The sequence below is a fragment of the Actinokineospora sp. HUAS TT18 genome, from assembly GCF_051364635.1.
In the GTDB taxonomy this organism is placed as follows: domain Bacteria; phylum Actinomycetota; class Actinomycetes; order Mycobacteriales; family Pseudonocardiaceae; genus Actinokineospora.
In genome coordinates this window covers 2,612,788-2,630,688 of the sequence record NZ_CP195645.1, presented here as the reverse complement: position 1 = coordinate 2,630,688, position 17,901 = coordinate 2,612,788, and the positions used below count along the sequence as shown (strand labels likewise).

Annotated in this window: 11 protein-coding genes and 1 pseudogene; 7 read left to right on the top strand and 5 right to left on the bottom strand. The window is 70.9% G+C overall.

Annotation, left to right across the window (positions count from 1 at the left end; all coding sequences use genetic code 11):
• Positions 1–8: 8 nt before the first annotated feature.
• Together ACSHT8_RS11570 and ACSHT8_RS11565 are read left to right on the top strand one after the other, a co-directional pair.
• The gene (locus ACSHT8_RS11570) at positions 9–4,277 is read left to right on the top strand and encodes an NEW3 domain-containing protein (protein WP_436500460.1); all 4,269 of its coding nucleotides are present in this window, start codon (positions 9–11) and stop codon (positions 4,275–4,277) included.
• Positions 4,267–5,001 carry a DUF7158 domain-containing protein gene (locus ACSHT8_RS11565; protein WP_436500458.1) on the top strand — a complete coding sequence of 245 codons (735 nt, stop codon included), beginning with the start codon at positions 4,267–4,269 and terminating at the stop codon, positions 4,999–5,001. The genes ACSHT8_RS11570 and ACSHT8_RS11565 overlap by 11 nt, the downstream gene beginning before the upstream one ends.
• Positions 5,002–5,248: 247 nt before the next feature.
• Here ACSHT8_RS11565 and ACSHT8_RS11560 read toward each other — a convergent pair whose 3' ends face one another.
• Positions 5,249–5,707 (bottom strand): hypothetical protein, encoded by a 459-nt coding sequence (locus ACSHT8_RS11560; RefSeq protein ID WP_436500456.1) that lies wholly within the window; start codon positions 5,705–5,707, stop codon positions 5,249–5,251.
• 132 nt (positions 5,708–5,839) lie between these two features.
• Here ACSHT8_RS11560 and ACSHT8_RS11555 point away from each other — a divergent pair, with 132 nt between their 5' ends.
• Positions 5,840–6,814 (top strand): DUF5937 family protein, encoded by a 975-nt coding sequence (locus ACSHT8_RS11555; protein WP_436500454.1) that lies wholly within the window; start codon positions 5,840–5,842, stop codon positions 6,812–6,814.
• 263 nt (positions 6,815–7,077) lie between these two features.
• On the opposite strand, the pseudogene lysA reads toward ACSHT8_RS11555, so the two are convergent.
• From lysA to ACSHT8_RS11540, 3 genes and pseudogenes are all read right to left on the bottom strand, one after another.
• Positions 7,078–8,382 (bottom strand): annotated as a pseudogene (gene lysA, locus ACSHT8_RS11550) (diaminopimelate decarboxylase); the annotation flags it as partial.
• 109 nt (positions 8,383–8,491) lie between these two features.
• Complete coding sequence (locus tag ACSHT8_RS11545; protein ID WP_436500452.1) at positions 8,492–9,529, bottom strand: alpha/beta hydrolase; 1,038 nt, start codon at positions 9,527–9,529, stop codon at positions 8,492–8,494.
• Between the two features lie 15 nt (positions 9,530–9,544).
• Positions 9,545–10,867: a cytochrome P450 gene (locus ACSHT8_RS11540; RefSeq protein WP_436500450.1), complete on the bottom strand. Its 1,323-nt coding sequence runs from the start codon at positions 10,865–10,867 to the stop codon at positions 9,545–9,547.
• A gap of 174 nt (positions 10,868–11,041) precedes the next feature.
• On the opposite strand from ACSHT8_RS11540, the gene ACSHT8_RS11535 reads away from it, so the two are divergent.
• Both ACSHT8_RS11535 and ACSHT8_RS11530 read left to right on the top strand, forming a co-directional pair.
• Positions 11,042–11,860 carry an SAM-dependent methyltransferase gene (locus ACSHT8_RS11535; protein ID WP_436502045.1) on the top strand — a complete coding sequence of 273 codons (819 nt, stop codon included), beginning with the start codon at positions 11,042–11,044 and terminating at the stop codon, positions 11,858–11,860.
• Between the two features lie 4 nt (positions 11,861–11,864).
• Positions 11,865–13,955 carry an EAL domain-containing protein gene (locus ACSHT8_RS11530; RefSeq protein WP_436500448.1) on the top strand — a complete coding sequence of 697 codons (2,091 nt, stop codon included), beginning with the start codon at positions 11,865–11,867 and terminating at the stop codon, positions 13,953–13,955.
• On the opposite strand, the gene ACSHT8_RS11525 is transcribed toward ACSHT8_RS11530, so the two are convergent.
• Positions 13,942–14,922 carry an NAD(P)H-binding protein gene (locus tag ACSHT8_RS11525; protein WP_436500446.1) on the bottom strand — a complete coding sequence of 327 codons (981 nt, stop codon included), beginning with the start codon at positions 14,920–14,922 and terminating at the stop codon, positions 13,942–13,944. The two genes, ACSHT8_RS11530 and ACSHT8_RS11525, sit on opposite strands and share 14 nt — an antisense overlap.
• Positions 14,923–14,993: 71 nt before the next feature.
• Between ACSHT8_RS11525 and ACSHT8_RS11520 the strand changes: the two genes are divergently transcribed.
• Positions 14,994–15,929, top strand: coding sequence for a GlxA family transcriptional regulator (locus ACSHT8_RS11520; protein ID WP_436500444.1), 936 nt, complete (start codon positions 14,994–14,996; stop codon positions 15,927–15,929).
• Positions 15,930–16,016: 87 nt separating this feature from the next.
• Positions 16,017–17,900, top strand: coding sequence for an FAD/NAD(P)-binding protein (locus tag ACSHT8_RS11515; protein ID WP_436500442.1), 1,884 nt, complete (start codon positions 16,017–16,019; stop codon positions 17,898–17,900).
• Position 17,901 lies beyond the last annotated feature (1 nt).

Sequence of the window (17,901 nt, the reverse complement as noted above, 5' to 3'; positions counted from 1 at the left end):
TGACAGCAGTGTCAGCTCGAATCCTGTCGGTCGAGTCGACCGACCTGTTCGTCGGGACCGAGGCCGAGCCCCGCCAGGTGGTGCGGGTGACCATTGACCGGGGCGCAGGGTCGGCTGAGCTGCCTGTCTCGCTGACCGGGGTCGGGCTGTCCGGCTCGGCCCCGGTGCCCGAGGGTGCGGGGGAGGTGGTGGTCGAGGTCCCGGTGACCACCGCCTCGCCCGTCGGCGCGGAGATTCCCGTGGTCGCCTCTGTTGGTTCCGTGGCTTTCGACGGCCTGGTGACCGTGGCGGAGACCGGGTGGCGGATGTTCCTGGTGTCGCACTTCCACTACGACCCGGTCTGGTGGAACACGCAGGCCGCGTACACGCAGACGTGGGAGTTGCAAGGAAACGACGGGCTGACCCGGCCGGTGTGGGAGCACAACGGGTTCAACCTGGTGCGGGCACATCTGGACATGGCGCTGTCGGACCCGGATTACGCGTTCGTCCTGGCCGAGGTCGACTATTTGAAGCCGTTCTGGGACGTCCACCCGGAGTGCCGGGAGGTGCTGCGGTCGCTGATCGCCGCCGGGCGGGTGGAGGTGATGGGCGGCACGTACAACGAGCCGAACACCAACCTGACCGGCTCCGAGACCACGATCCGCAACCTGGTCTACGGCGTCGGCTACCAGAAGTCGATCATGGGCGCGGATCCGCGGACCGCGTGGCAGTTGGACGTGTTCGGGCACGATCCGCAGTTCCCTGGGCTGGTGGCCGAGGCCGGGCTGACGAGCACGTCGTGGGCGCGTGGGCCGTTCCATCAGTGGGGGCCGATCCTGACCAAGTTCAACGAGGCGGGCGGGGACGCGCGGAACATGCAGTTCCCGGCGGAGTTCGAGTGGCTCTCGCCGTCGGGGCGTGGGGTGATCACCCATTACATGCCGAACCATTACTCGGCTGGGTGGTGGATGGATTCCTCGGCGACGTTGGAGGAGGCGTCGGCGAAGGTCTATGAGCTGTTCCAAGGGTTGAAGGTGGCGGCGGCTACGCGGAACACGCTGCTGCCGGTGGGGACGGATTACACGCCGCCGAACAAGTGGGTGACGTTGATCCATCGGTCTTGGGCTTCGCGGTACGTGTGGCCGAAGTTCGTTTGCGGGACGCCCCGGGATTTCTTCGCGGCTGTGCATGGGGAGTTGGAGTCTCGGGGGATTGGGCCCAGTCCGCAGACTCGGGATATGAACCCGGTCTACACGGGTAAGGATGTCTCGTACATCGACACGAAGCAGGCTCAGCGGGCGGCTGAGGTGGCTGCTACGGACGCGGAGAAGCTGGCGTCTTTTGCTTCGCTGCTGGGGGCGGGGACTTATCCTGAGTCTACTTTGGACAAAGTGTGGCGGCAGCTGGCTTATGGCGCCCACCATGACGCGATCACGGGGTCGGAGTCGGACCAGGTCTACATCGACTTGGTGACGGGGTGGCGCGAGGCGCACGATCTGGCCGTTGACGTGCGGGACCGGTCGCTGACGGCGGTGCTGGAACGGGTCGACACGTCCGGGCCTGGGCTGGCTGTCACGGTGGTGAACACGCTGGCTTTCGCTCGCACTGACGTTGTTCGCGTGAAGGTCCCGTCCGGGAGCGGGCTACGCCTGTACCGCGATGGCGGGGAGGAGCAGGACTTCGTCGTCGAGGCGGCGGGCGCCGCCGAGACCGTGATCGCCTTTGTGGCTGATGACGTGCCTGGGATGGGGTGGCGGACCTGGCGGCTGGCGCCCGGTGACGGGCTGTCGGAGTGGGCGGTCGGTGACGGTACCGCGATCAGCAACGAATTCTTCGAAGTCGCGGCTGATGGTCAGCGGGGTGGGGGTTTCAGTCGCATCCGTGAGGTCGTCAGTGGGCGTGAGCTGCTGTCCGGGCTCGGCAACGAGCTCCGCGTCTACGACGAATACCCGCAGCACCCCGAGTTCGGCGAAGGCCCCTGGCACCTCGTCCCTACCGGCGCCGTCATCAGTTCCGCCGACACCGTCGCCGAGGTTCGGGTCGAGACGTGCGCCATAGGCAGCCGGATCGTCGTGAGCGGGCAGATCGGTGACATCAGCTACGAGCAGCGCGCGACCCTTTGGCGCGGCGTCGACCGGCTCGACCTGCGCACGCGGGTGCTCGACTTCACCGGGCAGGACAAGCTCCTTCGCGTCAAGTTCCCCCTGGACATCCCCGGTGCCCGCCCGGTCAGCGAAGTCGGCGGCGCCGTCATCGCGCGCGGGTTCGCGTTGCCCGAGTCCGACTCGGCCACGGCACCCTGGACGCTCGACAACCCGGCCAACACGTTCTTCGGGCTCAGCTCGACGGCGTCGTTGCGGCTCAACGAGAGCCGGGTCGCGATCGCGGTCGCGGAGGTCATCGTGCCTGAGATCGCCGACGCGGCGAAGTGGGCGCGGGAGCTGGTGGTGGCGCTCGCCCGGGTCGGCGTGACCGCGACGACGTCGACGGCGGCCGGGGCGCGCTACGGGTGGCTGCACGTCGACTCGAATCTGCCGGACGTGCGGTTCGTGCTGGGTGGGCCGGACGAGAACCCGATCGCGGCCGAGGTGATCGACCGCGCCGGGCCCGCCTACCACGACGAGCTCAAGCGCGGGCTCGACAGCCGGGGCGCGACGTCCCTCTTCATCCCCGCCGACACCTCTGTCGAGCAGGCGTGGGTGCCCAACGCGGACCTGCGGGACGTGCGGGCGCTGCCGGTGGTCGTCATCGCGGGGCGGGACGCCGAGTCGCTCGCCGCCGAGATCGCGCGGGTGGCCGGTGAGTTCGCCGAGCGCACGTCCGCCGACATCGCGGTCGTCGAGACCGGGCCGACGACGCCGCTGGACGACCACACCGTGGGGCTGCTCAGCTACGGCGTCCCCGGGTTCGCCGTCGACCCGGCGGGGGCCCTGCACCTGTCGCTCATGCGGTCGTGCACCGGGTGGCCGTCGGGGGTGTGGCTCGACCCGCCGCTGCGGCGGGCGCCGGACGGGACGTCGTTCCAGTTGCAGCACTGGACCCACGACTTCGACTACGCGCTGGTCAGCGGGGCGGGCGACTGGCGGGCGGCCGACCTCGTCGCCCGCGGCCACGCGTTCTCCACGCCGCTGCTCGCCCGGGTGGTCGAGCCGCACGACGGGGAACTGCCCGCCGAACACGCGCTGCTCACGGTCACCCCGGAGCGGCGGGTGCAGGTGCAGACGGTCAAGCAGGCTGGCAATCCGAGCGCGACCGGTGGCCGCGCCGACACCCCGGGCGTCACGCTCCGGCTGGTCGAGACCACGGGACGGCCGGTCACCGCGACGGTCGACTCGGCGTTCGGCTGGAGCGACGGACACCACGCCGACCTGCTCGAAGGCGACCTCCGCGAGCGGGTGTTCACCGATGGCACGCTGTCGGTGCACCTCGACGGCGCGCAGATCGCCACCGTAGTCGGGCGGCCCGCGGACTCGCGAGCGGGCGGCGAACCGCTCGGGCAGACCGCGGAACTCGCCCAGCCCGTCTACTCGCGGTACTGGCTGCACAACCGCGGCCCCGCGCCGCTGGGCTTCTTCCCGGTCAGCGTGTCGGCGTCGCCGACGGTGCTGACCGTCGACGGCGGGACCCTGGAGACCACGGCGACGATCGCTAGCCAGCTCGTGGCCGAGGAGTTCTCGTCCGAGCTGACCGTCGTCGTGCCGGAGGGGTGGACGGTCGAACCCGCGCGCAGGCCGATCACGCTCGCGCCGGACGGGCACACGTCGTTCCCGATCGCGCTGACCCCTCCGTCCACAGTGGAGCCTGGGCTGCACTTCGCCCGAGTCCAACTCGCGGTCGGGGAGGACCTGGTCGAGGACGTCGTGACGCTGCTGGTGCCCGGCAAGCTCGACGCGATCCTGCCGCCGCCGCCCGGCGACGAGATCAACCACGAACAGCAGAGCAAGGGCACCACGTCCGACCAGGGCCGCGAACTCGGCTTGCGGATCTCGGCGCCAGATCCGCGGATCACGGTCGCGCCGGGCGGCCGGGCCAAGCTCGCGCTGACCCTGACCAGCGAAGCGGCGGGCAGGATCGACGGCGAGGCGATGCCGGTCAGTCCGTGGGGGACCTGGGACTTCATCGGCCCGTACGCCAAGGGGTTCAGCGTCGAGCCGGGGGAGACCGTCGACGTCGAGTTCGACGTGGTGGTGCCCGCGGGCGCCGAACCGGGGCACTGGTGGGCGATGATCAAGCTGATGTGGTTCGGGCGGGTCCAGTACGGACCGGCCGTGGCGCTGGTGGTGCGCGATGAGGCATAGCCACGCGACCACGCTCGACAAGGCCGCGGCGGCCGAGGCACAGCGGACGGCGTCGGTCATCGGGTGGGTCGAAGGGGAGCCGGTCACCCGCGACCGGCTCGACCAGCGGCTCGCGGCACTGCGGGCCGGGCCCCGGGCGGCGGCGCTGCCCCAGGTGGGCACGAGTGAGGACCGGCAGCTCGTCCGGTGGACGGCGACGGTGCTGTTCACCGAGGAGGTCTGCCGTCGGGAGGCCGCGCGGCTGGGGGTGCGCGGCGTCCCGCGTGCGCTGTCGGCGATCGAGGCCGTGCAGTTCGGATCGATCAACACCGCGGCCTGGCAGGGGTGCGCCGAGGTGGCGGCGGTGTTCGACGCGGTCGTGCCCCCGCGGTCGCTGCCCGGGCAGACGTCGGTCCGGCGCTGGTGGCGGCTGAGCTACGGGGACGACCTCGTGCCGATGGGGTGGACGACGCTGGACGACGTGCCCGCGGCGCTGGCCTCGGCGGTCCGCGCGGCCGAGGTCGGGGACCGCGTGGGGCCCGTGCTCGCGGGCGGGCGCACGCACGTCGCCAGGGTCGACGAGATCGAGGACCGGGTGTCCGATGTGGAGGTTTCGGACACCGGCGAGCGTGTCCGCGAGTTCAGCCGGTGGCTCGACCGGCGGCGCGGGGAGGCGGTGCGGGTCGCGCCGGGGTTCGAGCACCCCGGCGATCCCGCGCAGCCGGACAACACGCACCGACACTGAGTTGATGGAGAGTCGACGTTCGGTGATGTCAGGCGGGTGGCGCGGGCACAGAAGTGGGACATGAGAAGGCGGGCAGACGTCCTCTGACTGCCGGTGGTCGCACTGTCCACAGTGGTGGGTACGGCGGACCCGGTTCGTGACCTGCTCGAACTACCCGACCAGCGTGTCGCTCATCGAGTCCTGACAGTCCTTTTCGGACTAGCGGGCCGATCCCGGTGCCGCGGGGCACCGGGATCGGCACGCGGAATCAGTGCCGACCGTCAATGCACGTGCTTGCGCCGCGGTAGCAGGTCTGGCCGTGGAGGTACTTCCCGGTGTCGTCGGTCATGTAGACCCAGATGTTGTCGGCGCCGCCGACGACGTTCGTGTCAAGAGCAAGAGTCGCCGGGGCGGTTGTGCCGCACCACGTGCTGGAGCTCACGAAGGCCAGCGAGTTGCTGCCCGCGAACGCCCGCGCGTAGATCCGCCGACACCCGGTGGCCCTGAACGTCCCGGTGACCTCGACCGCCCGGTTGAACCAGGTAGCCGTGCCGTTGTAGAAGCTGGCGCCATACGGGACCTTGAAGGTGCTGGTGGGGTATTCGGCGACGGTGGCGGAGGCGGGTGCCGCCGCGAAGACCATCCCGGCGACCGACGCCACCGCGGCCCCGAGCACGCCGAACTTCCTCGTGCGGCTCTTCGTCGTCGTGTCCTTCAGCCTCACCATGAACCACTCCCAGTTTCGAGTTCCGTGTCGCTGCCGTTGATCGGCGACACCACTCAACTCGACGTGGACCGCGCACCGGAAAGGATTCGAATCAGTTCAAATCCGCCGCGCCGGACTGCTAGCGTCGGGGCGGTGCTCACGCTGCGTGTAGACGTCGACACGATGGCCAAGACTCGGTTGGCTCCTTCTCCGGCGGCGGAGTCCATCGCCTGGCTGAAGCTCACCGCCGCGTCGGGCAGGCACCCGGTGTTCGGCGATCCAGGCCCACTGGCCCGCGCGTCACTCACCCATCCCGACGTCGCCCTGCTCGCGGACCTGCTGCCGCGCGACGGCGACAACTACACGCCCGACCTGCTCACCCCGCAGCCGGGGACGGACGCGCAGCGCCGTGACGTGCTCGACGAGCAGTTGGCGTGGATCGAGGCGGCGGGGCAGGACGACATCGAGAACCAGGTCTTCACCCACACCCGGACCCACTGGAGCAGGCCGCTGGGGTCCTCGACCCGCCGGATCGCGGACTCGGGGCGGCTGCAGCGACGGCTCGCCAACGGTCTGGCCCGGTTCTGGCGGGACACCTTGTCCGACGGCTGGTCCGAGCTGCGCTCGATCATCGATCAGGACATAGCCCAGCGCGCGACGGCGATAGCCACCCACGGCGTCGGCCGAATGCTCGGCGGGCTCCACCCCGATATCGACTGGGCAGGCGACGCGCTCACCCTCACGAGGTCGCTGGACGGCGAAATCGATGTCACCGGCCGGGAGTTGGTCCTCGCCCCCGGCGTGCTCAGCTGGCCGAACCTCATCATCCAGGTCGACACCCCTGGGCAGTTCGTCCTCTACTACCCCGCCCAGCGGGTCGGAGTCGCCCGGCCGCGGCGCCCCGGCATCGCGCGAGTGGTTGGCAACGCAAGAGCGGCCCTGCTGGTGGACCTCGAAACCGCCCGTTCGACCGCGGAACTCGCCACCCGGAGCGGCTACACCCCGGGCACCGTCTCCTACCATCTCGGCGCACTGCACCGCGCGCGCCTCGTCACCAAGGTCAGAGACGGGCGCTACGTCCTGTACCAGCGGACGGCGGACGCGGCCGGTCTGCTGGAAGACGCCTAGTCGGCCGCCTCGCCGCGCATCTTGCGGCGGATCTCCTCCAGCTTGTCGCGGCCCGCCTTGTCGCGTTCGGCCATCTTCTCGTCCACCGACTTGGCCTCGGGCTGCTCACCGGCCAGTTCGGTCGCGCCCGCCGACGTCGCGAGTTTGCCCTCGATGCGGTCGCGGACGTAGTCGAAACTCGGCACCCCGGCGTTGTAGTCGGGGTCCTGTGGGTCCGTCATCGTGCGCTCCGTTCGGTCGTTGTCCGCCATTCTCCTGACGAACACGTCCCGGCGCAGAAGGTCGGCCGAGGTTTCCCTCCGGACCAGCAGCCGCGCCCGGCCTGCGCGGACCCCGACGAGCGGCGGTCGGCCGACCTGGTTGTAGTTCGAGGCCAGCCCGTGGTGGTAGGCGCCGGTCACCGGGACGGCCAGCAGGTCGCCAGGGCGCAGGTCGGCGGGCAGCGGCACGTCGTCGGCCAGGATGTCGCCCGCCTCGCAGTGCCTGCCGACGACGGTCATCGGGCGGCGGACGGCCCTGGTGTGCCTGCCGACGAGCCGGACCGCGTACCGGACGCCGTACAGGGACGGGCGGGGGTTGTCGCTCATCCCGCCGTCGACGGCGACGAACCGGCCCTTCACCGACACCACCCGGTACAGCGTGATCCCGGCCGTGGCCACCATCGACCGGCCCGGCTCGACGACCAGCCGCGGCACCGGCACCCGTCGCGCGGCGCACTCGTCGGTGACGGCCACGCGGACCCGGGTGGCGAAGCCGGGCAGGTCGAAGTCGGGTTCGCCGGGCAGGTAGGGCACGGCGAACCCGCCGCCGAGGTCGAGCTGCTCGACGGGCACACCGAGGTCCGCGATCAGCCCGACCATCCGGCGGGCCGCTTCCTCGTACGCCGACACGTGCCGGACCTGGGAGCCGAGATGGCAGTGCAGCCCGGCGAACCGCGGCAGCGGCCGCGCCAGCACCTTGCGGACGGCGTCGGCGGCGGCGCCCGAGGCCAGGGAGAAGCCGAACTTCTGGCCGTCCACCCCGGTCGCGATGGCCCGGTGGGTGTCGGCGTCCACGCCGGGGGTGACGCGGACGAGCACGTCCTGGCGGGTGCCCAGGCCCGCGAGCCGGTCGATCTCGTCGGCCGAGTCGACCACGACCCGGCCAACCCCGTACGCCAGCGCGGCCGCCAGGTCGTCGTCGGTCTTCGCGTTGCCGTGCAGCAGGATGCGCGCGGCCGGGAACCCGACGGCCCTGGCCACCGCCAGCTCACCGGCCGAGCACACGTCGAGCGACAGCCCCTCCTCGGCGGCCCAGCGCAGCATCGCCCCGCAGGTCAGCGCCTTCCCGGCGAAGGCGACCTCGACCCCGTCGAGCACCCGGCGGAACCGGCGGGCCCGCCGCCGGACCTCCGACTCGGCCAGCACCTGGCACGGCGTGCCGAACCTGGCCGCGATCCGCGCCAGCGACACCCCGCCGACGACAACGTCACCGTCCTCGGCCACGCGCGAATCGACCGGCCACAGGTTCTCGTCCAGCACCGGCGCACCGGCCAGGCCGATGCTGGGCAGCAACTCCGCGAGCGTCACGACTCCTCCTCGGGTCAGTTGCCCCAAGCAGACGCCGCCTCTCGCGCGGTGTGGCCCGTCCTGACGCGGTCTTGACGGGCACAGCGCGGATCGTTCCGCCGTTCTGACGTCAGCGGCCGACCATCTCGTCGGCCCAGCGCGCCGCGAAGTCGTGGAAGCGCGGGGCGTCCGGCGCGAAGTTGAACGAGTGGCCGTAGCCGTGGTGGACATAGGCGCGCAGCCGCGCGTCGGGGGAGTAGTACGGGGCCTCGCTGCGGCGCAGGCTCTCGGCGGTCGAGCAGTCGATCGCGAGCAGCCCGCAGAACGCCGGGTCGTCGCCGAGCGCGACCAGCACGGGTACGTCGATGAGCAGCGTGTACGGCGCGATCGCGCCGATCAGTGCCCCGTCGAGCACCTCGCCGGGGGCGATGACGTCCTTGGTCGTCTCGTCGGCGCCCATCACCCCGGGATCGTTCGGGCCGGGGGTGTGGAACGCGCCGTACCGGGTGCCCGACCGCGTGGTGAGGTAGCCGACGTCGAGGCCGAGGCCCGCGAACTTGGTGTCCAGGACGGCCGGGATGAGCGAGGCGAACAGCGGGAGGGCGCCCAACACGTTGAGCCGGTGGGCCATTCCGGTGATCAGCACGCCGTCGACGTCGCGGTAGGTGCCCGCCTCCATCATCGCGATGGCCGAGCCCAGCGAGTGCCCGCCGACGATCACCCGGCTGAACGCGGGGCCGAACGTGCCCGCGCGCAGGTGCTGGATGACCTGGTGCACGACGTCGGCCTGGCCGATCACGGTCACCAGCGCGCTCAGCGGGCGCGAGCTGCGGCCGGTGCCGAGCCGGTCGACGGTGAGCGTGGCGTACCCGGCGTCGTTCGCCGCGCGGCGGTACGAGCGGGTGTCGGCGTCGTAGGACGTGTCCCAGTACTCGCTGTTGTATGTCCCGCCCGGGATGAGCACCTGCACTGTGCGCGCGCCGTCGGGCACGCACAGCCTGCCGAACATCGTCTCCGGGATGCCCGCCAGCGTGACCGCCATGTGCAGGTCGCGGCAGACGGGCTCGCTCGCCTGGGACTGGGCGGTGGGCAGCAGCAAGCTCAGGCCGAGCACGCCGACGGCGGCCGCGCAGGCGCGGCGGATCCGCTTGCGTCCACTGTGGAACACGGGAAGAACCTCCAGCTAGTTACGGGGAACGGCGGTCATGGGCAGGCGGCTCGGGTACGCCGTCGAGGTCACCTTCACCTCGACCGGCAGGCCCGGCACCGGGACGAGCCGCCAGCGGGCGGCCACGGTGGCGACGATGGCGATGATCTCGGTCATGGCGAACGAGTTGCCGATGCACTGGCGGGTGCCCCCGCCGAACGGGATGAACGCGCCCTTCGGCACGGCAGCGGTCCGCTCGGGCGACCAGCGGTCCGGGTCGAACCGCAGCGGATCGGGGTAGGTGTGCGGGTCGTGGTGCAGCGCGTGCGGGCTGATGATCACCTCGTCGCCGGGGGTGAGCCGGACACCGCCGAGGTCGACCTCGGTCGTGGCGCGGCGCATGAGTATCCACAGTGGATACATGCGCAGGGTCTCGGTGACGACCCGGCGGGTGTACTCCAGCCGGGTGATGTCGGCGAAGGTGATCGGCCCGCCCGCGAGGACCTCGTCGATCTCGGCGTGCACCTTCCGCTCCACGTCGGGGTGCCGGGCGATCTCGTGGAACACCCAGGCCAGGGCGAGTGCGCTGGTCTCGATCCCGGCGCTGAGCAGGGTGATCACCTCGTCGTGCACCTGCTCGTCGTCCATGCGCTCGCCGGTGTCCTCGTCGCGCGCGGAAAGCAGGCGCGACAACAGGTCGCCGTGGTCGACGCCGGAGGCGCGGCGGTCGGCGATCAGTTCCATGACGATCGCTCGCATCCGGGCGGTGGCCTCGTCGAACCGGCGGTTGACCGGCAGCGGCAGTCGCTCGAACAAGCCGGGGGACAGCACCCGCAGCATCCCGTACTTGATCACGACCGGGATGGACCGGCGGGCTTCCTCGATCGCGTCCCTGCCGAGTCCGGCGGAGAACAGGGTCTCGCCGACGACGGTGACCGCGACCGCCTGCATGTCCTGGTCGACCTGGCGGACCTCGCCCGGCTGCCACGACGCCGTCAAACTCGTTGCGGCGCCAACCATCGTGTCGAGGTAGCGCGCGAGTTCGTCGCGGTGGAACGACGGCTGCATGAGCCGACGCTGCCTGCGGTGGAACGCGCCGGAGGACAGCACGAGGCCGTTTCCCACGTACGCGCGGAATTTGTCGAACATCGAGCCCTTCTCGAACGCGGCGCCGTCGGTCACCAGGACGCGGTGCGCGAGTTCGGGAGTGGTCACGACGTGGGCGGGCAGCGGCCCGAGATCGATGCGCACGATATCGCCGTACTGGCGCAGCGCGGCCGTGAAACCCAAGCGCTGTCGCAAAATCGCTGGTGTGTGACCGAGAACCGGCCAGCGTCCTGGCGCGACCGGGACGGTCATCTCGCGCTCCTGGGTCAGAAAAGGGGACGCCCACAGTAGAACTGTTGGACGGTGCGCCAAATCCACCGATCGGGTTAGGCATGATCACTCTGACGGGTGGACTTCGGTTCACCCTGGAGGCGGTAGTCTGCTGACCTTCCCCACTTCCGGTCTAAGAAGGTGTCCTCCGTGAACCTGTCTCAGTGGCAGGGCTGGGTCCCGTCGAGCGTGGACGTGACGGTGCCGAGCATTGCCCGCGCGTACGACTATCTCCTCGGCGGTGGCCACAACTTCGAGGCGGACCGCGAGCTCAGCCGCAAGGCCGAGCAGATGCTGGTCGGACTGCGCCAACTCGTGCGGATGAACCGCGCGTTCCTCGGCCGAGCGGTCCGGCACATGATGGACCAGGGCGTTCGGCAGTTCCTCGACATCGGCGCGGGCATCCCGACCGTCGGCAGCCTGCACCAGGTCGCCCACAGCATCGACCCGGCCTGCCGGGTGGTCTACGTCGACCGCGACCCGGTCGCGGTCGCCCACAGCGAGCTGATGCTGGCCGGTGAGGACCGGGTGGCGATCGTCGCGGCCGACATCCGCGACCCGGAGGGCATCTTCGGCAGCCCCGAGGCCCGGCGGCTGCTCGACCTCGACGAGCCGGTCGGCGTGCTGATGCTGTTCATGCTGCACTGGGTCCCCGACGAGTGGGACCCGATCGGACTGCTCGCCCGCTACCGCGACCGGTTGGCCCCGGGCAGCATGATGGCGATCACCCACGCCAGCGACGACCACAAGAAAGCCGAGATCAACGAGGTGGCGGGCCTGGTCGAGCGCAGCAAGAGCCGCGACCAGGTGCAGTTGCGCTCGCACGCGGAGATCGAGGCGCTGTTCGCGGGCTACGACATGGTCGAGCCCGGCCTGGTCGGGTGCGGTCTGTGGCGGCCGGAAGGGCCTGCCGACATCGCGGGTGAGGCCGACATGAACTCCCAGTTCTATGCGGGCGTCGGTCGCAGGCCCTGACGCCGTGAACCTGCGACAGCCGCAGGACGACGGTTCGCCGCAGCCGGACGACGGCGCGCGCGAACGCTTGATCCTGAGTAGGAAATGGGCCTACCTGCTCAGCGATGTCGGGTTCGTCCCGATGTCCCGCGACGACCTCGAACGCGAACTCGCCGCGCTGCTCGACGCGGTGTGCGCCGACGTCGTCGACGAGCCGCCCGACACCGGGCGCGCGCGGGCGGCGGGGGCACGGCTGGTCGAGTTGGAAGCGGTCGGCGACGGCACGCTCGACCGGACCGTGGAGGTGCTCGGCCGCGGCCTTCCCGCACTGCCCGGGCTGGCGGGCGCCACCGAGCGCATCGCGCTGTGCGTCGGCGCGTTGGCCAGCGGGTACGCCGCGGCGAACCGGGATAGGGCGCTGCTGCAGCAGGAGAACATCAAGCTGTCCCTGCTCAAAGCCGTCCGCGACGCGAAGTGGCACCTGCACGAGAGCGAGGCCCGGTTCGACGGCGTCGCCACCGCGTCGGCCAACGGCATCGTGATCACGGACCTCGACGGGGCGATCGTGCGGGTCAACGGTGCGATCGGCGAGATACTGGGGCACGCCGCCGACGAACTGACCGGTCGCGATCTGTTCGACCTCGTCCACCCGGACTTCGCGGCGATCCTGCGTGAGGACTATGCGGCGCTGCTGGCGGGCAAGCGTGCTCGGATCAAGCAGTCGCAGCAGTTGCTGCGCGAGGACGGCGACATCGCGCGCGTGACGCTGACCGCGTCGTTGCTGCGCGATGGTGATGGTGAGCCGCGGCAGTTCGTGACTGTTGTCGAGGACGGGACCGAGCTTGTCCTGCTGCAGAGCGAGTTGAGCCGTCAGGCGTTGCACGACGTGCTCACCGGGCTGCCCAACCGGCAGTTCTTCAGTTCTCAGTTGGAGGGTGCGCTGGAGCGTGCCGACCGCAGGCACGGGATCACGTTGTTCCATCTCGGTCTCGACGCGTTCACCGAACTTGGGAACAGCCTTGGTCGGAGGGCCGCGGAACGGCTGTTGACCACGGTCGCCCAGCGGCTCGTCGCGGTGGTGGCGGCGGAGAAGGCGATGGTCGCCAAGTTCGACGGGGGCGAGTTCGGTGTCCTGCTGGAGAACACGGCCACGACCGCGCACGTGGTCACGACGGTGTCCGCGCTGGCTGATATGGCCTCTGTGGATGGTCACGTGTCGCTGTCGATCGGCGTGGTGCACCGGCCTGATCCGGACACCAGTCCGGCTGAGGTGCTCCGTGCCGCCGACGCCGCGTTGCGGCGGGCTCAGGCGAGTGGGCGCGGTCAGTGGGAGCTGTATGACGCAGCCCTTGACGCCGAGGACCGCCGCGTGCACGCACTCGCGGCCGCGATGCCTCTGGCGTGGGAGTCCGGTGAGGTGACGGTCCGGTACCGCAGGCTCGCGTCGCTGACCGGTGAGACGGCGGGGGTGGAGGCGCGGCTGCGGTGGGAGCATCCTGAGTCGGGGGCGTTGCCGCATGAGCAGTGCGTCGAGCTTGCTGAGCACACTGGGCTGATTCTGCGGCTTGGTGGGTGGGCCATGGGGGCAGCGGGGGTTCGGGTGCGGTGGTGGCCTGCTCGGCGCCGGGAACGCTTGCCCTTGCTGGTCGCCCTCACCGCCCACCAGTCCACCGACGCCGACCTGACCGCTCGGGTTCGTGACGCGCTGGCCTCGTCCGGGTTGCGGCCGGACGACCTGCTGCTCGGCGTGCCGACGCGGGTCCTGGCCGACACCCGCGGCGACGGCGCGGCCAACCTCGCCGCGCTCGCATCGCTTGGCGTGCCGGTGTTCCTCGACGACTTCGGCCTTGGTGATCTTGCGTTGGTGGAGGACCATCCGGTGGCCGCTGTGCGCGTCGCGCCCGCTCACGTCGCTCGGCAGGCGCGGTCCCCGGAGTCACCCTTCAGCGTCGCTTTGGGTGCGTTGCCGGAGCTGGTTCACGCGATGGGGCCGAAGGTGATCGTTGACGGGGTTCGCACTGAGGGCCAGGCGCGGTGGTGGTTGGCGGCGGGGGCGGACTTGGGCACGGGCGATCACTTCGGGCGTGCGAGCGGTGAGCTGCCTACGACACCGTGAGGTCCTTGATCGAACCGAGGAAGTCCCACGCGTCGAAGATCGTGCTTGGGGGGAGAACGCCGGATCGGGTGGTGCCGATGACTCGTTCGGTTGCCTCGGCCACCAGTGGTGCGCTGATCGCGTAGATGTCGCGGCCCGTCGCGGTGATGCGGCGTTCTTCCCTGTTTCGATGGGCCTTGACGTCGATCAGGAAGCTTTGGTCTGAGCGGCCGCGGGCGTCGGTGGGGGTGGGTGCGGTGGTGCCGCTGAGGTCCGCGACCGCGTTGGTCGCCATGTAGGAGCGTGTCACCGGGATGGCGCGGTGCTGGGCGATCACCACCGAGTCGGCCATGGTGAATTCGGACTGGACCGGGACTCGGCCGATCGGTGCCGGGAACGTCCATTCCGTTTGAGGGGCGGGGGTTTCTCGCAACACCAGCTCGCCGTTGGTGACCACGGGGCGGCGGCCGTCGCGGCGTTGGCCGGAGACTCGGCCGGAGGCGCGGGTGCCGTTGGTGGGGTGCCAGCTGCTGAGCCAGTAGGCGACGTCGGTTTCGTCGGCGGTGTCCCAGTCGCCCAGGGCCGCGGTGGTTAGCAGGTCACCTAAGCCGCCGAAGAAGGCCATCGATGGGACGACCGGGATGCCCGCCGCCACGGCGCGGGAGTGTTGGGCGTAGGTGTCGACGACGGCTTCCAGTTCGGCGGCGACGTCCAGGTAGGGGATGCCTGCGCGCATCGCGGCTTCGAGGACGGGGAGGGTGGTGACGGCGAACGGGCCCGCGGCGTTGATCACCGCTGCCGAGCCCGCGAGCGCGCGGTCGAGGGCCGCCGGGTCGTCCAAGGAGGCTGGGCGGGCTTCGCCGTCGATGAGGGCGAGCTTTTCGGGGTCGCGGCCGGAGAGGATCGGGGTCAGGCCGCGTTCGCGCAGCTCGGAGACGATGAAGCGGCCGGTGTGGCCGGAGGCGCCGTAGACGGTCACGGAAGTCATGGTGACCATCGTGGTCCGGCGCCGGGCGACAGACGAGTGGCTGGAACGCCACATGGCGTACGCTTTCGGCCATGCCCTCGATCGCGCTGGCCATCGTCCCCGGGGTGCCGCTGTACGAGCTCGCCGCCCCGAGTGACGTATTCGGCGTGAACCGGACTCACCTCGCCGACCCCTGGTACGACTTCGCCGTCTGCGCGCCCGACCCCGAGCGTCTCGCGCCCTGGTATCCGGTGGTCCGCGGCCTGGACGCGCTGGTCGACGCCGACACCGTGGTCGTCCCGGCCGTCCCCGATGTCGACGCGGATCCGCCCGCCGAGCTGGTCGACGCGGTCCGCGCGGCGCACGCGGTCGGGGCGCGGGTGGTGTCGCTGTGCACGGGGGCGTTCGTGCTGGCCGAGGCCGGTCTCCTCGACGGCAGGCGTGCCACGACGCACTGGATCCACGCGCCCGTGCTGAGTGAGCGGTATCCGATGGTCGAGGTCGACCCGAGCGTGCTCTACATCGACAACGGCGACGTGCTCACCTCGGCGGGCAAGGCCGCGGCGATGGACCTGTGCCTGCACGTCGTCCGCGCCGACTACGGCGTCGCGGTGGCGAACGCGTTGGCGCGGCTGCTGATCGTGCCGCCGCACCGGCCCGGCGGCCAGGCGCAGTTCATCGCGAACCCGGTGTCCGACGAACGCGGGCACCCGCTGTCGGACCTGTTCGCGTGGCTGCTCGCCAACCTGGACCGGCCCGTCACGGTGGCCGACATGGCGCGCCGCGCGCACATGAGCACCCGCAGCCTGACCCGGCACTTCGCGGCGGTCACCGGCACGTCCCCGCTGCAATGGGTGCTGACACAGCGCATCCACCGCGCGCAGGAGCTGCTGGAGTCCACAAGCGACGGTGTCGACCTGATCGCCGACCGCACCGGCATGGGCACCTCGACGACGATGCGGCGCCACTTCCACCGGATGGTCGGGGTCTCCCCGGACACCTACCGCCGCACCTTCGGCACCCGGTAGCTCGAGCGCACTCCGAGCCGCTGTCGATCAGCCTCGGCCACTCTCCGGACTGTCGGTGGTCCGGTGTCGACCTCGGGGGGACAGCCAGTGCAGCCGGTGGTGATCGCGATCGTCGGCGCGGGCCCGCGCGCGGTGGGGCTCGTCGAACGCCTTGGCGCCAACGCGCCGGAGCTGCTGGCGGGCAGGCCGCTGCTGGTGCACCTCATCGACAGCCACGCGCCGGGCGCGGGGCGGGTGTGGCGGCACGAGCAGCCGAACCTGCTGCGAATGAACTCGATGGCCGAGGACGTCACGATGTTCACCGACGAGTCCGTCACCTGTGAGGGGCCGATCCGCCCGGGGCCGACCCTGTGGGAGTGGGCAGAACAGGTCCGCACGGGCGCGATCTCGGACGCGGCGATCGACCCCGACGTGCGCGACGAACTGGCCGCGATGGAGTCGAGGTCCTTCGTCAGCAGGCGGGTGCAGAGCGCGTACCTGGCGTGGTTCTTCGCCACGACCGTCGCGGGCTTGCCCAGCGAAGTCTCCGTGCAGGTGCACGCCGCGACCGTCACCGGGATCACCGGGTCGCGGGCCGAGCGGCAGCAGGTCTGGCTCGACACCGGCGACGCGCCGGTGACCGCCGACCTGGTGATCCTCGCGCTCGGCCACCTTGACGCCACGCCTGACGCCGACCAGCGGGAACTCGCCGATTTCGCCGACCGAAACGGCCTGTTCTACCTGCCGCCCGCCTACTCCGCCGACGTCGATCTCTCCGGCGTTGAGGCGGGCAGCGACATCGTGCTGCGTGGGTTCGGCCTCGCGTTCATCGACCTGATGGTGCTGCTGACCGAGGGCCGCGGCGGCCGGTTCGTGCGCACGGCCGACGGCCTGACCTACGAGCCGTCCGGGCGGGAACCGCGCATCCACGTCGGCTCGCGGCGCGGCGTGCCGTACCGCAGCAAGACCCGGTACCGCTTGCAGGGGACCCGGCCGGAGCTGCCGAAGTTCTTCGCCCAGGGCCCGGTCGACGAACTCCTCACCGCCGACCGAATCGACTTCCGCGCCGACGTGTGGCCGCTGATGGCCAAGGAGATCGCGTGGGGGCACTACGGCGAGCTGTTCTCCGCCCACCCCGACCGGGTCCGCCTGTCCTGGGCCGAGTTCGCCGCCGAGTACACCGAACTTCCCTGGTACTGCCGGGAAATGGCCGACCTGGTGGCGCGGGCGGTGCCGGACCCCGCCGACCGGATCGACTTCGAGCGGCTGGACCGGCCGATCGACGGCCTGGTGCTGCCCTCGGGTGACGACTTCCAGGACTACCTGCGGTCGTACATCGAGGCCGACATCGCGCGGCGCGGCGATCCCACCTACAGCGCGGACATGGGCGCGTTCATGGCGCTGCTGTCGGTCTTCGGGCAGCTGCCCCGGGTGCTCACCTCGCCGAAGCTCGTCGGCAAGTCCCGGCTGGCCGACGCGGACGGCTGGTTCTTCGGCTACTTCAGCTACCTGGCCAGCGGGCCGCCGCCGGACCGGCTGGAGGAACTGCTCGCCCTGTCGCGCGCCGGGATCGTCCGCTTCCTCGGCGCCGACCTGTGGATCCGTCCACAAGGGTCGGTGTTCCTCGCCGGAAGCTCGACGACCCCGGAGACCGTCGAGGCGACCGGCCTGATCGAGGCCCGCCTGCCCAAGCACCACCTGCACCGCACCACCAGCACGCTGCTCGCCGACTGGCACGCCGCTGGGGAGGTGGTCGAGGAACGGCTGGACGGCGGCCTCGGCACCGGCCTGATCCAGGTGACCCCCGAGGAACTGCAGATCGTCGACGCGGCGGGCCGACCCCATCCCCGCCGCTACGCCGTAGGCCCCTACGCCAGCGGCCGGGCGTTCGCCGCGTTCGCCCGACCGCGGACCAACGCGCCGATGGTGCGGCAGAACGACGTGCTGGCGCGGCGGGTGCTGAAATCGGTGGTCGTTCCGGTCGCGGTCTGAC

What these genes read in the sequence shown, in the direction of transcription:
- ACSHT8_RS11560 (WP_436500456.1), bottom strand. Translation starts at nt 5,707, where the DNA reads ATGGTGAGGCTGAAGGACACGACGACGAAGAGCCGCACGAGGAAGTTC.
- ACSHT8_RS11520 (WP_436500444.1), top strand. Translation starts at nt 14,994, where the DNA reads ATGCCCTCGATCGCGCTGGCCATCGTCCCCGGGGTGCCGCTGTACGAG.
- ACSHT8_RS11540 (WP_436500450.1), bottom strand. Translation starts at nt 10,867, where the DNA reads ATGACCGTCCCGGTCGCGCCAGGACGCTGGCCGGTTCTCGGTCACACA.
- ACSHT8_RS11525 (WP_436500446.1), bottom strand. Translation starts at nt 14,922, where the DNA reads ATGACTTCCGTGACCGTCTACGGCGCCTCCGGCCACACCGGCCGCTTC.
- ACSHT8_RS11565 (WP_436500458.1), top strand. Translation starts at nt 4,267, where the DNA reads ATGAGGCATAGCCACGCGACCACGCTCGACAAGGCCGCGGCGGCCGAG.